This window comes from Enterobacter sp. RCC_40 (genome assembly GCF_041360735.1).
GTDB lineage: Bacteria > Pseudomonadota > Gammaproteobacteria > Enterobacterales > Enterobacteriaceae > Enterobacter > Enterobacter ludwigii.
On sequence record NZ_JBFUPR010000001.1, the window covers coordinates 18,421 to 33,250 of the forward strand.

At 55.3% G+C, this 14,830-nt stretch carries 14 protein-coding genes; 11 read left to right on the forward strand and 3 right to left on the reverse strand.

Annotated features, from left to right (window positions below; translation table 11 throughout):
* The first annotated feature begins 250 nt into the window (after nt 1-250).
* Nucleotides 251-1,003, forward strand: a complete 753-nt coding sequence (gene mlaA, locus AB6731_RS00085) for a phospholipid-binding lipoprotein MlaA (protein ID WP_020883108.1) — start codon at nt 251-253, stop codon at nt 1,001-1,003.
* A 63-nt stretch (nt 1,004-1,066) separates the two neighbouring features.
* On the opposite strand, the gene fadL is transcribed toward mlaA, so the two are convergent.
* The gene (fadL, locus tag AB6731_RS00090; protein ID WP_020883109.1) at nt 1,067-2,395 is read right to left on the reverse strand and encodes a long-chain fatty acid transporter FadL; all 1,329 of its coding nucleotides are present in this window, start codon (nt 2,393-2,395) and stop codon (nt 1,067-1,069) included.
* A gap of 372 nt (nt 2,396-2,767) precedes the next feature.
* On the opposite strand from fadL, the gene AB6731_RS00095 reads away from it, so the two are divergent.
* From AB6731_RS00095 to sixA, 4 genes are all read left to right on the forward strand, one after another.
* Complete coding sequence (locus tag AB6731_RS00095; protein WP_014171053.1) at nt 2,768-3,052, forward strand: YfcZ/YiiS family protein; 285 nt, start codon at nt 2,768-2,770, stop codon at nt 3,050-3,052.
* A 239-nt stretch (nt 3,053-3,291) separates the two neighbouring features.
* Nucleotides 3,292-4,602: an acetyl-CoA C-acyltransferase FadI gene (fadI, locus tag AB6731_RS00100; protein ID WP_032678623.1), complete on the forward strand. Its 1,311-nt coding sequence runs from the start codon at nt 3,292-3,294 to the stop codon at nt 4,600-4,602.
* Complete coding sequence (gene fadJ, locus AB6731_RS00105) at nt 4,602-6,749, forward strand: fatty acid oxidation complex subunit alpha FadJ (RefSeq protein ID WP_371005724.1); 2,148 nt, start codon at nt 4,602-4,604, stop codon at nt 6,747-6,749. The genes fadI and fadJ overlap by 1 nt, the downstream gene beginning before the upstream one ends.
* Before the next feature lie 209 nt (nt 6,750-6,958).
* Nucleotides 6,959-7,444: a phosphohistidine phosphatase SixA gene (sixA, locus tag AB6731_RS00110; protein ID WP_014171048.1), complete on the forward strand. Its 486-nt coding sequence runs from the start codon at nt 6,959-6,961 to the stop codon at nt 7,442-7,444.
* Nucleotides 7,445-7,492: 48 nt separating this feature from the next.
* Here sixA and smrB read toward each other — a convergent pair whose 3' ends face one another.
* A complete protein-coding gene (smrB, locus tag AB6731_RS00115) occupies nt 7,493-8,044 on the reverse strand; it encodes an endonuclease SmrB (protein ID WP_371005725.1) in 552 nt (183 codons plus the stop codon).
* Between the two features lie 145 nt (nt 8,045-8,189).
* Here smrB and prmB point away from each other — a divergent pair, with 145 nt between their 5' ends.
* From prmB to AB6731_RS00145, 6 genes are read left to right on the forward strand one after another with little or no spacing between them, the layout of a single operon-like run.
* Nucleotides 8,190-9,122, forward strand: coding sequence for a 50S ribosomal protein L3 N(5)-glutamine methyltransferase (prmB, locus tag AB6731_RS00120; RefSeq protein ID WP_014171046.1), 933 nt, complete (start codon nt 8,190-8,192; stop codon nt 9,120-9,122).
* 60 nt (nt 9,123-9,182) lie between these two features.
* Complete coding sequence (aroC, locus tag AB6731_RS00125) at nt 9,183-10,268, forward strand: chorismate synthase (protein WP_025203566.1); 1,086 nt, start codon at nt 9,183-9,185, stop codon at nt 10,266-10,268.
* Between the two features lie 2 nt (nt 10,269-10,270).
* Entirely contained in the window at nt 10,271-11,095 is an 825-nt protein-coding gene (gene mepA, locus AB6731_RS00130; RefSeq protein ID WP_014171044.1) for a penicillin-insensitive murein endopeptidase, read from the forward strand.
* The gene (locus AB6731_RS00135; protein WP_014171043.1) at nt 11,095-11,904 is read left to right on the forward strand and encodes a sulfite exporter TauE/SafE family protein; all 810 of its coding nucleotides are present in this window, start codon (nt 11,095-11,097) and stop codon (nt 11,902-11,904) included. Before mepA ends, AB6731_RS00135 begins: the two co-directional genes overlap by 1 nt.
* Complete coding sequence (locus AB6731_RS00140) at nt 11,904-12,449, forward strand: elongation factor P hydroxylase (RefSeq protein WP_371005726.1); 546 nt, start codon at nt 11,904-11,906, stop codon at nt 12,447-12,449. Before AB6731_RS00135 ends, AB6731_RS00140 begins: the two co-directional genes overlap by 1 nt.
* A 13-nt stretch (nt 12,450-12,462) precedes the next feature.
* The gene (locus tag AB6731_RS00145; RefSeq protein ID WP_020883115.1) at nt 12,463-12,741 is read left to right on the forward strand and encodes a YfcL family protein; all 279 of its coding nucleotides are present in this window, start codon (nt 12,463-12,465) and stop codon (nt 12,739-12,741) included.
* A gap of 49 nt (nt 12,742-12,790) precedes the next feature.
* Here the strand turns inward: AB6731_RS00145 and mnmC are convergent, their stop codons facing one another.
* The gene (mnmC, locus tag AB6731_RS00150) at nt 12,791-14,788 is read right to left on the reverse strand and encodes a bifunctional tRNA (5-methylaminomethyl-2-thiouridine)(34)-methyltransferase MnmD/FAD-dependent 5-carboxymethylaminomethyl-2-thiouridine(34) oxidoreductase MnmC (RefSeq protein WP_371005727.1); all 1,998 of its coding nucleotides are present in this window, start codon (nt 14,786-14,788) and stop codon (nt 12,791-12,793) included.
* Between the last annotated feature and the right edge of the window lie 42 nt (nt 14,789-14,830).

A 14,830-nucleotide genomic window follows, 5' to 3' on the forward strand; every position in this document is an offset into this window, starting at 1 on the left:
GCTCTTAAATTGGCGGCAATGGCAACAAAGGCGATACATCTCATTAAAAGACATTATAAAATTGCCAGCGAAACGAATTCTAAAAGCCAGGCTATGCTGAGATCAGAGTGACGGTGGTTACTGCCCGTAATTGTGCTCGTAGACATCGGTAAACGTGCTGTTACAATCACTTGCACGTTTACAGGCGGAGCAACCCATGCTCCGTTACGGATGGCAATCAACGATAGCCATACTGAACAGGGAGATATTTATGAAACTTCGGCTGTCGGCGCTTGCGCTGGGCGCGACGATGCTTGTGGGCTGCGCCAGCTCTGGAGAGCAAACGGGACGCTCCGATCCTCTCGAAGGATTTAACCGCTCAATGTACAGCTTCAACTACAACGTGCTGGACCCGTATGTGGTTCGCCCGGTGGCAGTTGCATGGCGTGATTATGTTCCACAACCTGCGCGTAACGGGTTGAGTAACTTCACCAGTAACCTGGAAGAACCTGCGGTGATGGTGAACTACTTCCTGCAGGGCGATCCGTATCAGGGTATGGTGCACTTTACCCGCTTCTTCCTGAACTCATTGCTGGGGATGGGGGGCTTCATCGATGTTGCCGGTATGGCGAACCCGAAACTTCAGCGTGAGCAACCGCACCGTTTCGGCAGTACGATGGGGCATTATGGCGTGGGTTATGGTCCGTATGTTCATCTGCCATTCTACGGCAGTTTCACCGTACGTGATGACGGCGGCGACATGGTGGATACGCTGTATCCGGTTCTGTCGTGGCTGACCTGGCCGCTGTCGGTAGGGAAATGGACGGTGGAAGGGATCGAGACGCGTGCGCAACTGCTTGATTCGGACGGTCTGCTGCGTCAGTCTTCTGACCCGTATATTATGGTCCGCGAAGCTTACTTCCAGAATCACGACTTTATTGCCAATGGCGGCAAGCTGAAGCCGGAAGAGAATCCGAACGCGAAAGCAATCGAGAACGAATTAAAAGATATCGACTCGGAATAAAGATATCGACCCGGAATAAAGAAAAAAGGTGAGCCATGCTCACCTTTTTTAATCCCTGCGCGGTTAGAACGCGTAGTTGAAGTTCATGCCATACAGCCAGGCTTTACCTTCAGAAGAGAACTCATACGGCCCCTCCTTAAAGTTAACTTTTTGACCGTGCATGTAAGAGATGCCCGCATCGATAGAAGCATCTTTATTGAAGGCATAGGTTGCACCTGCGCTCAGCCAGAAGCGGTCCTGGTCCGGAATGGAGATGGAACGCTTGTCAGCCGGTACCGGACTATCATCGAAGGCAATACCGGTACGGAATGTCCAGTTGTCATCCATATAGTAGGTGGTACCCAGCGCGATACGGTAGGCATCACGGAAGCTTTCATCTTTATAGAAGAGCGTGTCACCATTGCTGTTGGTCGCTTTCAGCTCCTGGAACTGGCTCCAGCTGGTGTAGGTCAGGCTATAGTGAACCGCCCACTGCGGCGCCACTTTGTTATAACCCGACAGTTCCCACATTTCTGGCAAGTGTAGGCTCAGAGAACCGCCAGTGGTACGGCCGTCGGTGCCCATTGGCAGGCCGAAGCTACCCAGAATCTGGTTATAGGCTGAAGGCAGGCTGCTCTTATAATCGCCATCGAAGTCAATTTTCACTTCGGAACGGTAGGTTAAACCGTAGCGGTTATTTTTATCGATTTCATAAAGGATACCGGCGTTCCAGCCGAAGCCCCATTCGTCACCCTTAAGGTAAGCAATCTGGGTATCTGCAGGAATACCTGCAACCTGCTGTGCCAGACCCGGAATCGGCGGCAGAGCGCCTGAGCCAGCAACGACTTTACCCAGGTCACCCGCGTAGCGCTCGATCTTCGCTTTAGCATAAACCGCATCAAAGCCAACGCCGAAGCTCCAGTGGTTGTCCAGACGGTAAGCACCGCTCAGGTTCAGGTTCAGGGTTTCAAGGTCGGTTTTACCGCCATACGCCCCTGCGGCGTAGTTATTATTAAACTCGGTAGCCAGACCGTAGTTAGACGTCACGGAAGCGCCCCAGCCGAACTGGTCATTAATTGGCGCAACGAAGTGGAGGTTTGGCACCCAGGCTGTTGGCGCGATGTTGTCTGCCTTCAGGCTGGCGCCTGTTGGCGAGCGGCCCGAGATATCAACACCCGGATCAACAAAGATTGCACCAGCAGAGAAGGTCGGACGATCGAACATCATGATCAGTGCAGGGTTACGACTCGCGTTGCCCGCATCATCAGCAATTGCGCCTTCCCCGGAATACGCACGGCCAAGGCCAGAGGAAGAAAATTCGTTTAACTGAAAGCCCGCGGACCAGGCGGACGTAGAGACGATTGCCACTGCGACTGCCAGCGCAGTCTTTTTGAACAGGGTTTTCTGGCTCATGACCATAACCTCATTGAGTTATTTTTATTCAATAATTGTTACATACCGTAACAGGAGCGCGAAGTGTAGGGTCTGAGGTATGACATACAAATCAGACCAGTGGCGAGAGTATAGGTCTGACCAGCCAGAATGTTGCAAGTTTGTTTATTAATATTTTCAAACATGTTTCTTGAAACGAGATCTGGTTGGCAAAATTGTGACCATTGCGAATCGTCTGAAAGGGTGATTTTTGTTCTAGATCATTTTTTAGTGTGATATTGGTCACTTATCCGCTTTTGCGCCATTAACGGCTGGAGAGAGCCAGCCCCGGGGCGTAAAATAGCAGCATCGTGTTTATCTCGCGCCTTGCGCGAATACAGAGGAAATTGAGCTATGAGTAAATGCAGTGCTGATGAAACCCCGGTTTGCTGCTGTATGGATGTTGGTACCATCATGGACAACTCCGATTGCACCGCCTCTTACAGCCGTGTATTCAGCAACCGCGCCGAGGCGGAAGAAACCCTGGCCGCGCTGAGCAAACGTGCACGTGAAGTCGAATCCGATCCGTGCGAAATCAAATCCACCTTTACTGACGTGGACGGCGGTGTGAAGCTGGATATCGACTTTGTGTTCGCCTGCGAGGCGGAAACGCTGATTTTCCAGTTGGGTCTGCGCTAACCTCAACGGCGTAATGCCCTCATCCTGGCCCCTCTCTCACAGAAGAGGGTGCACACTAAAACGGTAACCTTCGGGTTACCGTTTTGCTTTTGTTTTCGCAGAGACATTTTCTTTTTCTTCTCTGTGCCTTAGCTCGCACTTTTTCGTTTCCCTGATTGGCTGAATGTAAAAAAATGGTTAAGACTGTTATCAGGTCAGACCACTTTATGTTTGAGTAAAAAATTTTACAGGGGAAGGTTATGAGTCAGGCGTTACCGCTTATTACCCGTCAGGGCGATCGCATTGCCATTGTCAGTGGATTACGTACGCCATTTGCACGTCAGGCGACAGCGTTTCATGGCATACCGGCTGTCGATCTGGGGAAAATGGTGGTGGGGGAGATGCTGGCTCGCAGCGAAATTCCGCCTGAGGTCATCGAGCAGCTGGTTTTTGGCCAGGTTGTGCAGATGCCTGAAGCACCCAATATTGCGCGCGAAATCGTCCTCGGTACGGGGATGAACGTCCACACTGATGCCTACAGCGTCAGCCGGGCATGTGCTACCAGTTTCCAGGCGGTGGCTAACGTGGCTGAAAGCCTGATGGCAGGTACCATTCGCGCTGGGATCGCCGGCGGGGCGGACTCCTCTTCGGTTCTGCCGATTGGGGTCAGTAAAAAGCTGGCCCGAATCCTGGTTGACGCCAACAAAGCCCGTACCGTCGGTCAGAAACTCAAACTTTTCTCACGCTTACGCCTGCGTGACCTTATGCCTGTACCGCCCGCAGTGGCGGAGTATTCCACCGGTCTGAGAATGGGCGATACCGCCGAGCAGATGGCAAAAACTTACGGGATTACCCGTGAGCAGCAGGATGCGCTGGCTCATCGCTCACATCAGCTGGCGGCGAAAGCCTGGTCGGAAGGCAAACTGGCTGATGAAGTCATGACGGCGTACATCCCGCCATACCGTGAACCGCTCTCAGAAGATAACAATATTCGCGGCAGCTCGACGATGGCGGATTACGCCAGGCTCCGTCCGGCATTTGACCGCAAACACGGTACCGTCACGGCCGCCAACAGTACTCCGCTGACGGACGGTGCCGCCGCAGTGATCCTGATGACGGAATCCCGTGCCAAAGAGCTGGGCATAAAACCGCTGGGCTACCTGCGCAGCTACGCCTTCACGGCGATTGATGTGTGGCAGGACATGTTGTTAGGGCCGGCGTGGTCCACACCGCTGGCGCTGGAACGCGCGGGACTTACCCTCGCGGATTTAACCCTCATTGATATGCACGAAGCCTTTGCCGCACAAACCCTGGCAAACATACAACTGCTGGCGAGTGAGCGTTTCGCGCGCGATGTTCTTGGCCGGGCGCATGCCACTGGCGAAGTGGATCAGAGCAAATTTAACGTCCTGGGTGGCTCCATCGCCTACGGTCATCCATTTGCGGCGACGGGGGCGAGGATGATCACCCAGACATTACATGAGTTACGCCGCCGGGGTGGTGGTTTTGGCCTCGTAACCGCCTGCGCAGCGGGTGGTCTGGGTGCGGCAATGGTCCTGGAGGCTGAATAATGGATATGCCATCTGCATTTAATCTGACGGTACGTCTCGATAACGTCGCCGTTATTACTATCGATGTTCCCAACGAGAAGATGAACACCCTGAAAGCCGAGTTCGGCGTTCAGGTGCGCGCGATGCTAAAGCAGATCCGCGAGAACAAAGCGATTCGCGGCCTGGTGTTTATCTCGGCGAAACCGGACAACTTTATTGCCGGAGCCGATATCAACATGATTGCCAGGGCGCAAAACGCTCAGGAAGCCGAAGAGCTGGCGCGTCAGGGGCAACAGGTCATGGCGGAGATCCATGCGCTGTCTATCCCTGTTATCGCGGCGATCCACGGTGCCTGTCTGGGCGGTGGGCTGGAGCTGGCGTTGGCCTGTCACAGCCGCATTTGTACCGACGATGCGAAAACCGTTCTGGGCCTGCCTGAAGTGCAGTTAGGCCTCCTTCCTGGCTCCGGCGGGACGCAGCGTCTGCCGCGTCTGGTTGGGGTCAGCACTGCGCTGGAAATGATATTAACCGGCAAACAACTGCGTGCCCGTCAGGCGCTGAAAGCCGGCCTGGTCGACGAGGTGGTTCCTCACTCAATTTTGCTTGAGGCGGCGGTTGAACTGGCGCTCAAAGGACGGCAGGCAAAACGTCCTCTGCCGGTGCGTGAGCGCGTGCTGGCCGGGCCACTGGGCCGCACACTCGTGTTCAGCATGGCGGGCAAGAAAACCGAACAAAAAACCAAAGGCAACTACCCGGCGGCGAAACGTATCCTTGAGGTTATTGAAGTGGGCTTATCTCAGGGCAGCAGCAGCGGCTATGCCGCAGAAGCAAAAGCCTTTGGCGAGCTGGCGATGACGGCGCAGTCTCAGGCGCTGCGTAACATCTTTTTTGCCAGTACAGAGGTAAAAAAAGACCCCGGCAGCGAGGCGCAGCCTGCCCCGCTGCATGCCATTGGCGTACTGGGGGGCGGGCTGATGGGGGGCGGAATATCTTTTGTTACCGCCAGCAAAGGCAAATTGCCTGTACGTATCAAAGACATCAATGCGAAAGGAATCAATCACGCGCTGCAGTACAGCTGGCAGAACCTTGATCAAAAGGTTAAACGCCGCCATATCAAGGCCAATGAGCGTGATAAATCCCTGGCACTGATCTCCGGCACGACAGACTACAGCGGTTTTGCCCATCGCGATCTGGTGATTGAAGCGGTGTTTGAAGACCTGGCGCTTAAGCAGCAGATGGTGGCTGACGTTGAGCAACATTGCGCACCCCATACCATTTTTGCGTCGAACACCTCGTCATTGCCCATTGGTGATATTGCGGCCAGAGCCCAGCGTCCGGAGCAGGTGATTGGCCTGCACTATTTCAGTCCGGTTGAAAAAATGCCGCTGGTGGAGGTTATCCCACACGCCAGTACCAGCCCGCAAACCGTTGCTACCGTGGTTAAACTGGCCAAAATGCAGGGTAAGACACCGATAGTGGTGGCGGACAAAGCCGGCTTTTACGTTAACCGCATTCTGGCGCCTTATATAAATGAAGCGATGCGGCTGCTGACGGAAGGGGAGAAGATCGAACACGTCGACGAGGCGCTGGTGAAGTTTGGGTTCCCCGTTGGCCCAATCCAACTTTTGGATGAGGTGGGAATCGACACCGGCACTAAAATTATACCTGTGCTGGAAGATGCTTATGGAGATCGTTTTAGCCCGCCTGCAAACATTGTTTCTGCAATTTTGAAGGACGATCGCAAAGGCAGAAAAAATGAACGCGGTTTCTATCTTTACGGCGCGAAAGGGCGTAAAAGCAAGAAACAGGTCGACCCTTCGGTTTATGGGCTTATTCCGACAACCGGTCAGGGGAAACTGTCACCCGTTCAGTGTGCTGAACGCTGTGTGATGATGATGCTTAATGAAGCGGCACGCTGCTTTGGTGAGCAGGTGATTAAAAGCGCGCGCGATGGTGACATCGGTGCGGTATTTGGCATTGGTTTCCCGCCGTTCCTCGGCGGCCCGTTCCGTTACATGGACACTCTCGGTGCGGGTGAAGTGGTTGCAATCCTGCAACGTCTGGCCTCGCAATACGGTCCGCGGTTTACACCGTGTGACGAATTATTGCAGATGGCGGAACGGGGCCAGACATTTTGGCCTTCAAGGGAAACTGTCCTCGTAAGTTGAGGTCAAAAAAGGGTAAATCCTGAAGTGTATGAACCTGTTTTGGCGATTTTGTAAACAGAGATTGACTATACTTACGCCATTGAGGTAAAAAACAGCGTTTCATTCACCGAATGGATCAGGCACAATGCCCGACCATCGGGTTTTCTACCTCGGAGCGGTAATCGCGGGTAGTCAACGCCGGTGATTCTGGTTAACAAAAGCGGTGCAATATGCAAGTTTTTATCATGCGTCACGGCGACGCGGCACTCGATGCCGCCAGTGACTCAGTACGTCCTTTGACCGTCTGTGGCTGCGACGAATCTCGTCTGATGGCGACCTGGCTTAAAGGTCAAAAAGTGGACATCGAACGCGTTCTGGTGAGTCCGTTCCTGCGTGCAGAACAGACGCTGGAAGTGGTGGGGGAGTGTATGAACCTGCCAGCCAGTGTGGATGTTCTCCCGGAACTCACTCCGTGCGGTGATGTCGGCCTTGTCAGCGCTTATCTTCAGGCGCTGTGCAATGAAGGTGTCGCTTCCGCGCTGGTCATTTCCCACCTGCCACTCGTTGGCTATCTGGTATCTGAGCTGTGCCCGGGCGAGACGCCGCCGATGTTCACGACTTCCGCCATTGCCAACGTCGCTCTCGACGAAACGGGCAAAGGGGTCTTCAACTGGCAAATGAGTCCGTGCAATCTGAAGATGGCAAAAGCTATCTGATGTGACGTGCGATATGGCGGGGAGCAGAACATGCCTCCCGCCGTCCTGTCAGGGTAATTCTGGCGGCTGCCACTCTTCTACTTCAATCAACACCAGTAATGCGGCATCTCCGCCGTACTCTTTGGGTGCCTGATGAAACGCCATCACGTGGGGATGCTGAGCCAGCCACAGCGGTGTTTGTTGCTTCAGGATATGTTTGCCGTGGCCGTGCATCACGCAGGCGCAGAAAACGTGTTCGCGACGACAGGCGGCAATTAACGCGCCCAGCTCCTGCTTCGCCTGCATCTGCGTCAAACCGTGCAGATCAAGAAACAGCTCGGGCGAGTAATCCCCCCGGCGTAATTTTTTCAGCTCAAAGTGGCTGACATCTTCCCGTACGTACTTCATCGCGCCCTGCGTATTGAGCAGCGGCTGAAATTCATCTGAAAAATAGTGGCTATTATCCGCCTGCTCCTGGAGCAATCGCTTGACCGGGACTTCCGTGATTTTTTTGCGCATCGGACGGTGGACAATGATGTCCTGCTTGATTTGACGCGTCCCGGTCATCAGCTGACGGAAGAGCGCCTGATCCTCCTCGCTAAGGGATGTTTTCTTTTTCATGGGTCATTCTCATCTCGTATTTCCGACAGTGTACCCGACTAAACGCATTTTTTAACCTCAAGCGCGACGCGTCATTGCTGATTTATCGCCGTCTTCATGGCAAACTAGCCGCCGAAAATTATGCGAGCATGCCCTGGAGGAAAGAGTGGATAAAATTTTTGTCGATGAAGCAGTAAACGAGCTGCATACCATACAGGACATGTTGCGCTGGTCGGTTAGCCGCTTCAGCGCCGCAAATATCTGGTACGGGCACGGTACCGATAACCCGTGGGATGAGGCCGTTCAGCTGGTACTGCCGTCCCTCTACCTGCCGCTCGATATTCCGGAAGACATGCGTACCGCACGCCTGACCTCCAGCGAAAAGCACCGTATCGTGGAGCGTGTTATCCGCCGCGTTAACGAGCGCATTCCGGTTGCCTATCTGACCAACAAAGCCTGGTTTTGTGGTCACGAGTTCTATGTTGATGAACGCGTTCTGGTGCCGCGCTCGCCGATTGGCGAACTGATCAACAACCACTTTGAAGGCCTGATTAACCATCAGCCAGAGCATATTCTTGATATGTGTACCGGCAGCGGCTGTATCGCGATTGCCTGTGCGTACGCCTTCCCGGAAGCGGAAGTGGATGCCGTGGATATCTCCACCGATGCGCTGGCTGTGACCGAGCACAATATTGAAGAGCACGGTCTGATCCATCACGTTACGCCAATCCGCTCCGATCTGTTCCGCGATCTGCCAACGCTGCAGTACGATCTGATCGTCACCAACCCGCCGTATGTTGATGCGGAAGACATGTCCGATCTGCCAAACGAATATCGCCACGAGCCGGAGCTGGGTCTGGCGTCAGGCTCTGATGGCCTGAAGCTTACCCGTCGCATTCTGGCCTGCGCGCCGGATTATCTGACCGACGACGGTGTTCTGATTTGTGAAGTGGGCAACAGCATGGTACATCTGATAGAGCAGTACCCGGATGTGCCGTTCACCTGGCTTGAGTTCGATAACGGCGGTGACGGCGTCTTTATGCTGACCAAAGCGCAGCTGCTTGACGCGCGCGAATACTTCAGCATTTACAAAGATTAATCTAGCGGGCTTCGGCCCGTTTCACAACGCTCAAACACAAATAACGACATCGGAGCCGTGATGGCAGGAAACAGTATTGGACAATTATTCCGGGTGACCACCTTTGGTGAATCGCACGGGCTGGCACTGGGCTGTATCGTTGACGGCGTACCGCCAGGCATCGAACTGACCGAAGCTGATTTACAGCACGACCTCGACCGTCGTCGTCCGGGGACTTCTCGCTACACCACGCAGCGTCGCGAGCCGGACCAGGTCAAAATTCTTTCCGGCGTTTTCGAAGGCCGCACCACCGGCACCAGCATCGGGCTGCTGATTGAAAATACCGATCAGCGCTCGCAGGATTACGGCGCCATCAAAGATGTGTTCCGTCCTGGACACGCCGATTACACCTACGAACAAAAGTATGGCTTCCGTGATTATCGCGGCGGCGGACGTTCGTCTGCCCGTGAAACCGCGATGCGCGTTGCGGCAGGGGCTATCGCCAAAAAATATCTGCAGCAGAAATTTGGCATTGTGATCCGCGGCTGTCTGACCCAGATGGGCGATATTCCACTGGCTATCAAAGACTGGGATCTGGTCGAGCAAAATCCGTTCTTCTGTGCCGATGCAGATAAGCTGGAAGCGCTGGACGAACTGATGCGTGGCCTGAAAAAAGAGGGCGACTCCATTGGTGCCAAAGTTACCGTCGTGGCTGATGGTGTACCGCCAGGCTGGGGTGAACCGGTATTTGACCGTCTGGATGCGGACATCGCTCACGCGCTGATGAGCATCAACGCGGTGAAGGGCGTAGAAATTGGCGACGGTTTCGACGTCGTTGCGCTGCGCGGCAGCCAGAACCGCGACGAAATCACCAAAGACGGTTTCCAGAGCAACCACGCGGGCGGCATCCTCGGCGGTATCAGCAGTGGTCAGCAGATTATTGCCAATATTGCGCTGAAACCGACCTCCAGCATTACCGTGCCAGGCCACACGATTAACCGCTCTGGCGAAGAAGTTGAGATGATCACTAAAGGACGTCACGATCCCTGTGTGGGGATCCGTGCGGTGCCGATCGCAGAAGCGATGCTGGCGATCGTACTGATGGATCACTTCCTGCGCCAGCGCGCGCAGAATGCGGATGTGACGACCACCATTCCACGCTGGTAAACATGAAAAAAACCGTCATTGCTCTGCTGGCACTGCTTGCCAGTGGAGCCAGTCTGGCCGCGACGCCATGGCAGAAAATTACCCATCCTGTGGCGGGCAGCGCGCAGTCAATTGGCGCGTTCTCGAACGGCTGTATCGTTGGGGCACAGGAACTTCCGCTGCAGTCCGATACCTATCAGGTGATGCGTACCGACCAGCGTCGTTATTTTGGCCACCCGGATCTGGTGCTGTTTATCCAGCGTCTGGGAAACCAGGTGCATAACCTGGGGCTGGGCACGATGCTGATTGGCGATATGGGAATGCCTGCCGGCGGTCGCTTCAACGGCGGACACGCCAGTCACCAGACCGGTCTCGATGTCGATATTTTCCTGCAATTGCCGAAAGCGCGCTGGAGTTCAGCCCAGTTGCTGAAACCGCAGGCGCTGGATCTGGTGGCGCGCGACGGTAAAAACGTCGTGCCATCGTTGTGGACGCAGGACGTCTTCAGCATGATTAAGCTGGCGGCGAAAGATAACGATGTCACGCGGATTTTCGTGAACCCGGCCATCAAGCAGCAGCTCTGCCTGGATGCCGGCACCGATCGCGACTGGCTGCGTAAAGTGCGCCCGTGGTTCCAGCATCGTGCACATATGCACGTTCGTCTGCGCTGCCCGGCAAACAGCCTGGAATGTGAAGATCAGCCGTTACCCCCGCCAGGCGATGGCTGTGGTGCGGAACTGCAGAGCTGGTTTGAGCCGGCAAAACCTGGAACCTCTAAGCCTGAGAAGAAGACACCGCCTCCGTTGCCGCCTTCCTGCCAGGCGCTACTGGATGAGCATGTACTTTAATGGATAATTTCGTCGAACTGTTTATGGTGTCACCGCTTCTGCTGGTGGTGCTTTTCTTTGTGGCGATGCTGGCCGGGTTTATTGATGCTCTGGCGGGCGGCGGTGGTTTGTTAACCGTACCGGCGCTGCTGGCCGCGGGCATGAGCCCGGCACAGGCGCTCGCCACTAACAAGCTTCAGGCGTGCGGCGGCTCGCTCTCCGCGTCGCTCTATTTTATTCGCCGTAAGGTCGTCAGTCTGGCTGACCAGAAGCTCAATATTCTGATGACCTTTATTGGCTCGACCTCGGGTGCACTGCTGGTTCAGCATGTACAGTCCGATATTTTGCGCCAGATCCTCCCCATTCTGGTTATCTGCATCGGTCTCTACTTTTTGTTGATGCCAAAGCTCGGGGAAGAAGACCGGCAGCGTCGTCTGCATGGCCTGCCGTTCGCTCTTATCGCGGGTGGCTGCGTCGGGTTTTACGATGGCTTCTTTGGCCCCGGAGCAGGCTCGTTCTATGCCCTTGCGTTCGTGACGCTGGCCGGCTTTAACCTCGCTAAATCCACCGCCCACGCCAAAGTGCTCAATGCGACGTCAAACGTCGGCGGCCTGCTGCTGTTTATCATTGGTGGCAAAGTTATCTGGGCAACCGGATTTGTGATGATGGCAGGGCAGTTTTTAGGCGCACGTGCGGGCTCGCGTCTGGTATTAAGCAAAGGACAGAAGCTCATTCGCCCGATGATTGTTGTCGTCTCAGCGGTCATGAGTGCCAAACTGCTTTATGACAGCCATGGACAAGAGATCCTCACCTGGCTGGGAATGAATTAATGAACACAACCCATAAATACGAACAGCTGATTGAGATTTTTGATGGCTGTTTTGCTGATGATTTTAATACCCGTCTGATTAAAGGCGACGACGAACCGATCTATCTTCCTGCTGATGCGGACGTGCCGTATAACCGTATCGTGTTCGCGCACGGCTTTTACGCCAGCGGGTTACACGAGATTTCGCACTGGTGTATAGCGGGGAAAGCGCGTCGTGAGCAGGTGGACTTCGGCTACTGGTATTGTCCGGACGGCCGTGACGCCGCCACGCAGAGCCAGTTTGAAGATGTGGAGGTGAAACCGCAGGCGCTGGAATGGTTATTCTGTGTGGCGGCAGGTTTCCCGTTCAACGTCAGCTGTGACAACCTCGAAGGAGAGGTCGAGCCAGACCGTATTGTCTTCCAGCGCCGCGTTCATGCGCAGGTGATGGAGTATCTTGAGAAAGGCATCCCGGAACGCCCGGCGCGCCTGATCGAGGCCTTACAGAATTATTACCACACGCTGGAGATCACGGCGGAATGCTTCCCTTGGCCGGAAGATCTTTAACAGAGGAAAGAAGATGATCGCAGAATTTGAATCACGCATTCTGGCGTTAATTGATGACATGGTGGAACACGCCAGTGATGATGAGCTGTTCGCCAGCGGTTATCTGCGTGGTCACCTGACGCTGGCTGTCGCTGAGCTGGAAGCAGGGGACGATCACTCTGCCGAGGCCATTCATGATGAAGTGAGCCGCAGCCTGGAGAAAGCGATCCAGGCAGGGGAACTCTCTCCGCGAGACCAGTCATTAGTGCTGGGTATGTGGGACACCCTGTTCCAGCAGGCAAAAGCCAGGTAGTCATTTTCCTCCCTCTCCCGGTGGGAGAGGGAGGACATCGGCCCGCACGTTACTTCACCCTTTTTCCTTTCAGTAACTTCCGTACCCACAAACGGTTGGGATTGAGCCCCGCAAGCGTAACGCTGTCCAGCGGAACGGGCTCATCACTCATCTGTGCCGCCAGCACTTCGGCCAGCAACGGCGCTGAGCACAATCCCCGTGAACCGAGCCCCCCGAGCATAAACAGCTGCGGATAAACTGGCGCACTCACCGCGGTATCACGGTTTTCAGCAAGATCCTGATAGGCCTCAAGCGTTGCTTCATAGTCAGGCACATTTCCCGCCATCGGCAGATGGTCCCGGGTGGCGCATCGTACGCCACAGCGCGCGTCACCGGCGCTGGTATCAACCTCTTTTGCCCAGTCGGCCTGCGGGAAGCAGTTGAGCAGGCGCTGGCGATTTTGCTGCTGATCGTCTTCGCTGTAGCGCATGTCGGTCTCACCGCGATGGTAGCTGGCACCAATGCAGTGGTGGCCGTTGGACGGATTTTGTGGCGTCAGATAGCCGTCGTAGCAGAGTACCTGCTTTAGTTTTTCCAGCGCTGGCGAGGTGGGGATATGGCTGACCTGGCCGCCGACAGGGTAAAGCGGCAGCTTTTCCGTCTGGATGAACTGGCTGATAGGGTGACCGTTGGCCAGCACTACGCAGGTATGCTGCGCCTCTTCGCCCGTGGTGAAATGCAGGTTCCAGTGCTCCGTGTGGTGAAGTGAGGCGACCTGGCGGGAATAGTGCACCGTCAACCCGCGCGACTGCGCCAGCGCAATGGCTGCCGTCGTCAGATCTGCCGGACACAGCCAGCCACCGAGCGGATAGTGGATACCGTCGCAGCCCGTATCGACGCCCGCGGTTTCGGTTATCTGCTGCGCATTCACCGCCCGGGCAATTTCGAGTGGCAGACCCAGCGACAACATGTGCGCGATTTTTTGCTGGCTCTTCTCATCCCAGCCCAGTTGCGTAACGCCACACCAGTCGTGGTCAAACGCCACAGGCAGGGCATCATACAGGCGCCGGGCAAAGGTAAAGGCTACCGGGAAAAACTGGCTCAGCGCCGGATCGTGAGCGCTTAACAGTGGGTAGAGCGCCCCCTGGCGGTTGCCGGAAGCGCCCTTTGCCGGCGCGTCGTCGGCGCAGTAGAGCGTTACCTGCCAGCCACGGTGTAAAAGCGCGAGCGAAAGCAGGGCGCTGGCAATCCCGCCGCCGACAATTGCTACCTCTCGTGATGTGCTGGCGCTGCGTGAAAACCAGGGCGTCTGAGCGGGGATCTCCAGCGTCTGATCCATTCTTCCGACCAGCATGTCGCGCTTGCGACCAAAACCTTTGGTCTTTTGCATAGTAAAGCCGGCCTCCTGCAATCCGCGGCGGACAAAGCCTGCCGAGGTGAAGGTCGCGAGCGTTGCGCCAGGACGCGCCAGGCGTGCCATTGCGTTAAACAGATGCTGGCTCCACATGTCCGGATTCTTGGCGGGGGCAAAACCATCAAGGAACCATGCGTCCACTTTCTGATTCATTGAATCATCAAGCTTATCGGTCAGTTCATTGATGTCGCCGAGCCACAGATCCAGCGTGACGCGTCCGCCGTCCAGCAGCAGACGATGACAGCCGCCGAGGTGCGGCGGCCACTGCGCCTGAAGCTGCTCCGCCCATGGCGCAAGTTCCGGCCAGTGCTGATGGGCGAGACGAAGGTCATGCGCGGTGAGCGGAAATTTTTCAAAACTGATGAAATGTAATCTTTGCAGTGTAGCGTCAGGGTGAGCAGCGTGAAACTGATCGAACATCTGCCAGAGGGTGAGAAAATTCAGACCGGTACCAAACCCGCTCTCGGCGACCACGAACAGACTGCGCGGATGCGTGGGGAAACGGGCGTTTAACTGGTTTCCGTCGAGGAAAACATAGCGGGTTTCTTCCAGTCCGTGATCATTAGAAAAGTAGACGTCATCAAAATCTCGGGAAACAGGTGTACCCTCAGCGTTGAATTCGAGGTTGGCGGGTTGTATAGCGTTTTGTTTCACGTAAGTTACTCGTCTGACAGGCAGTGACACGATCTTAACGAT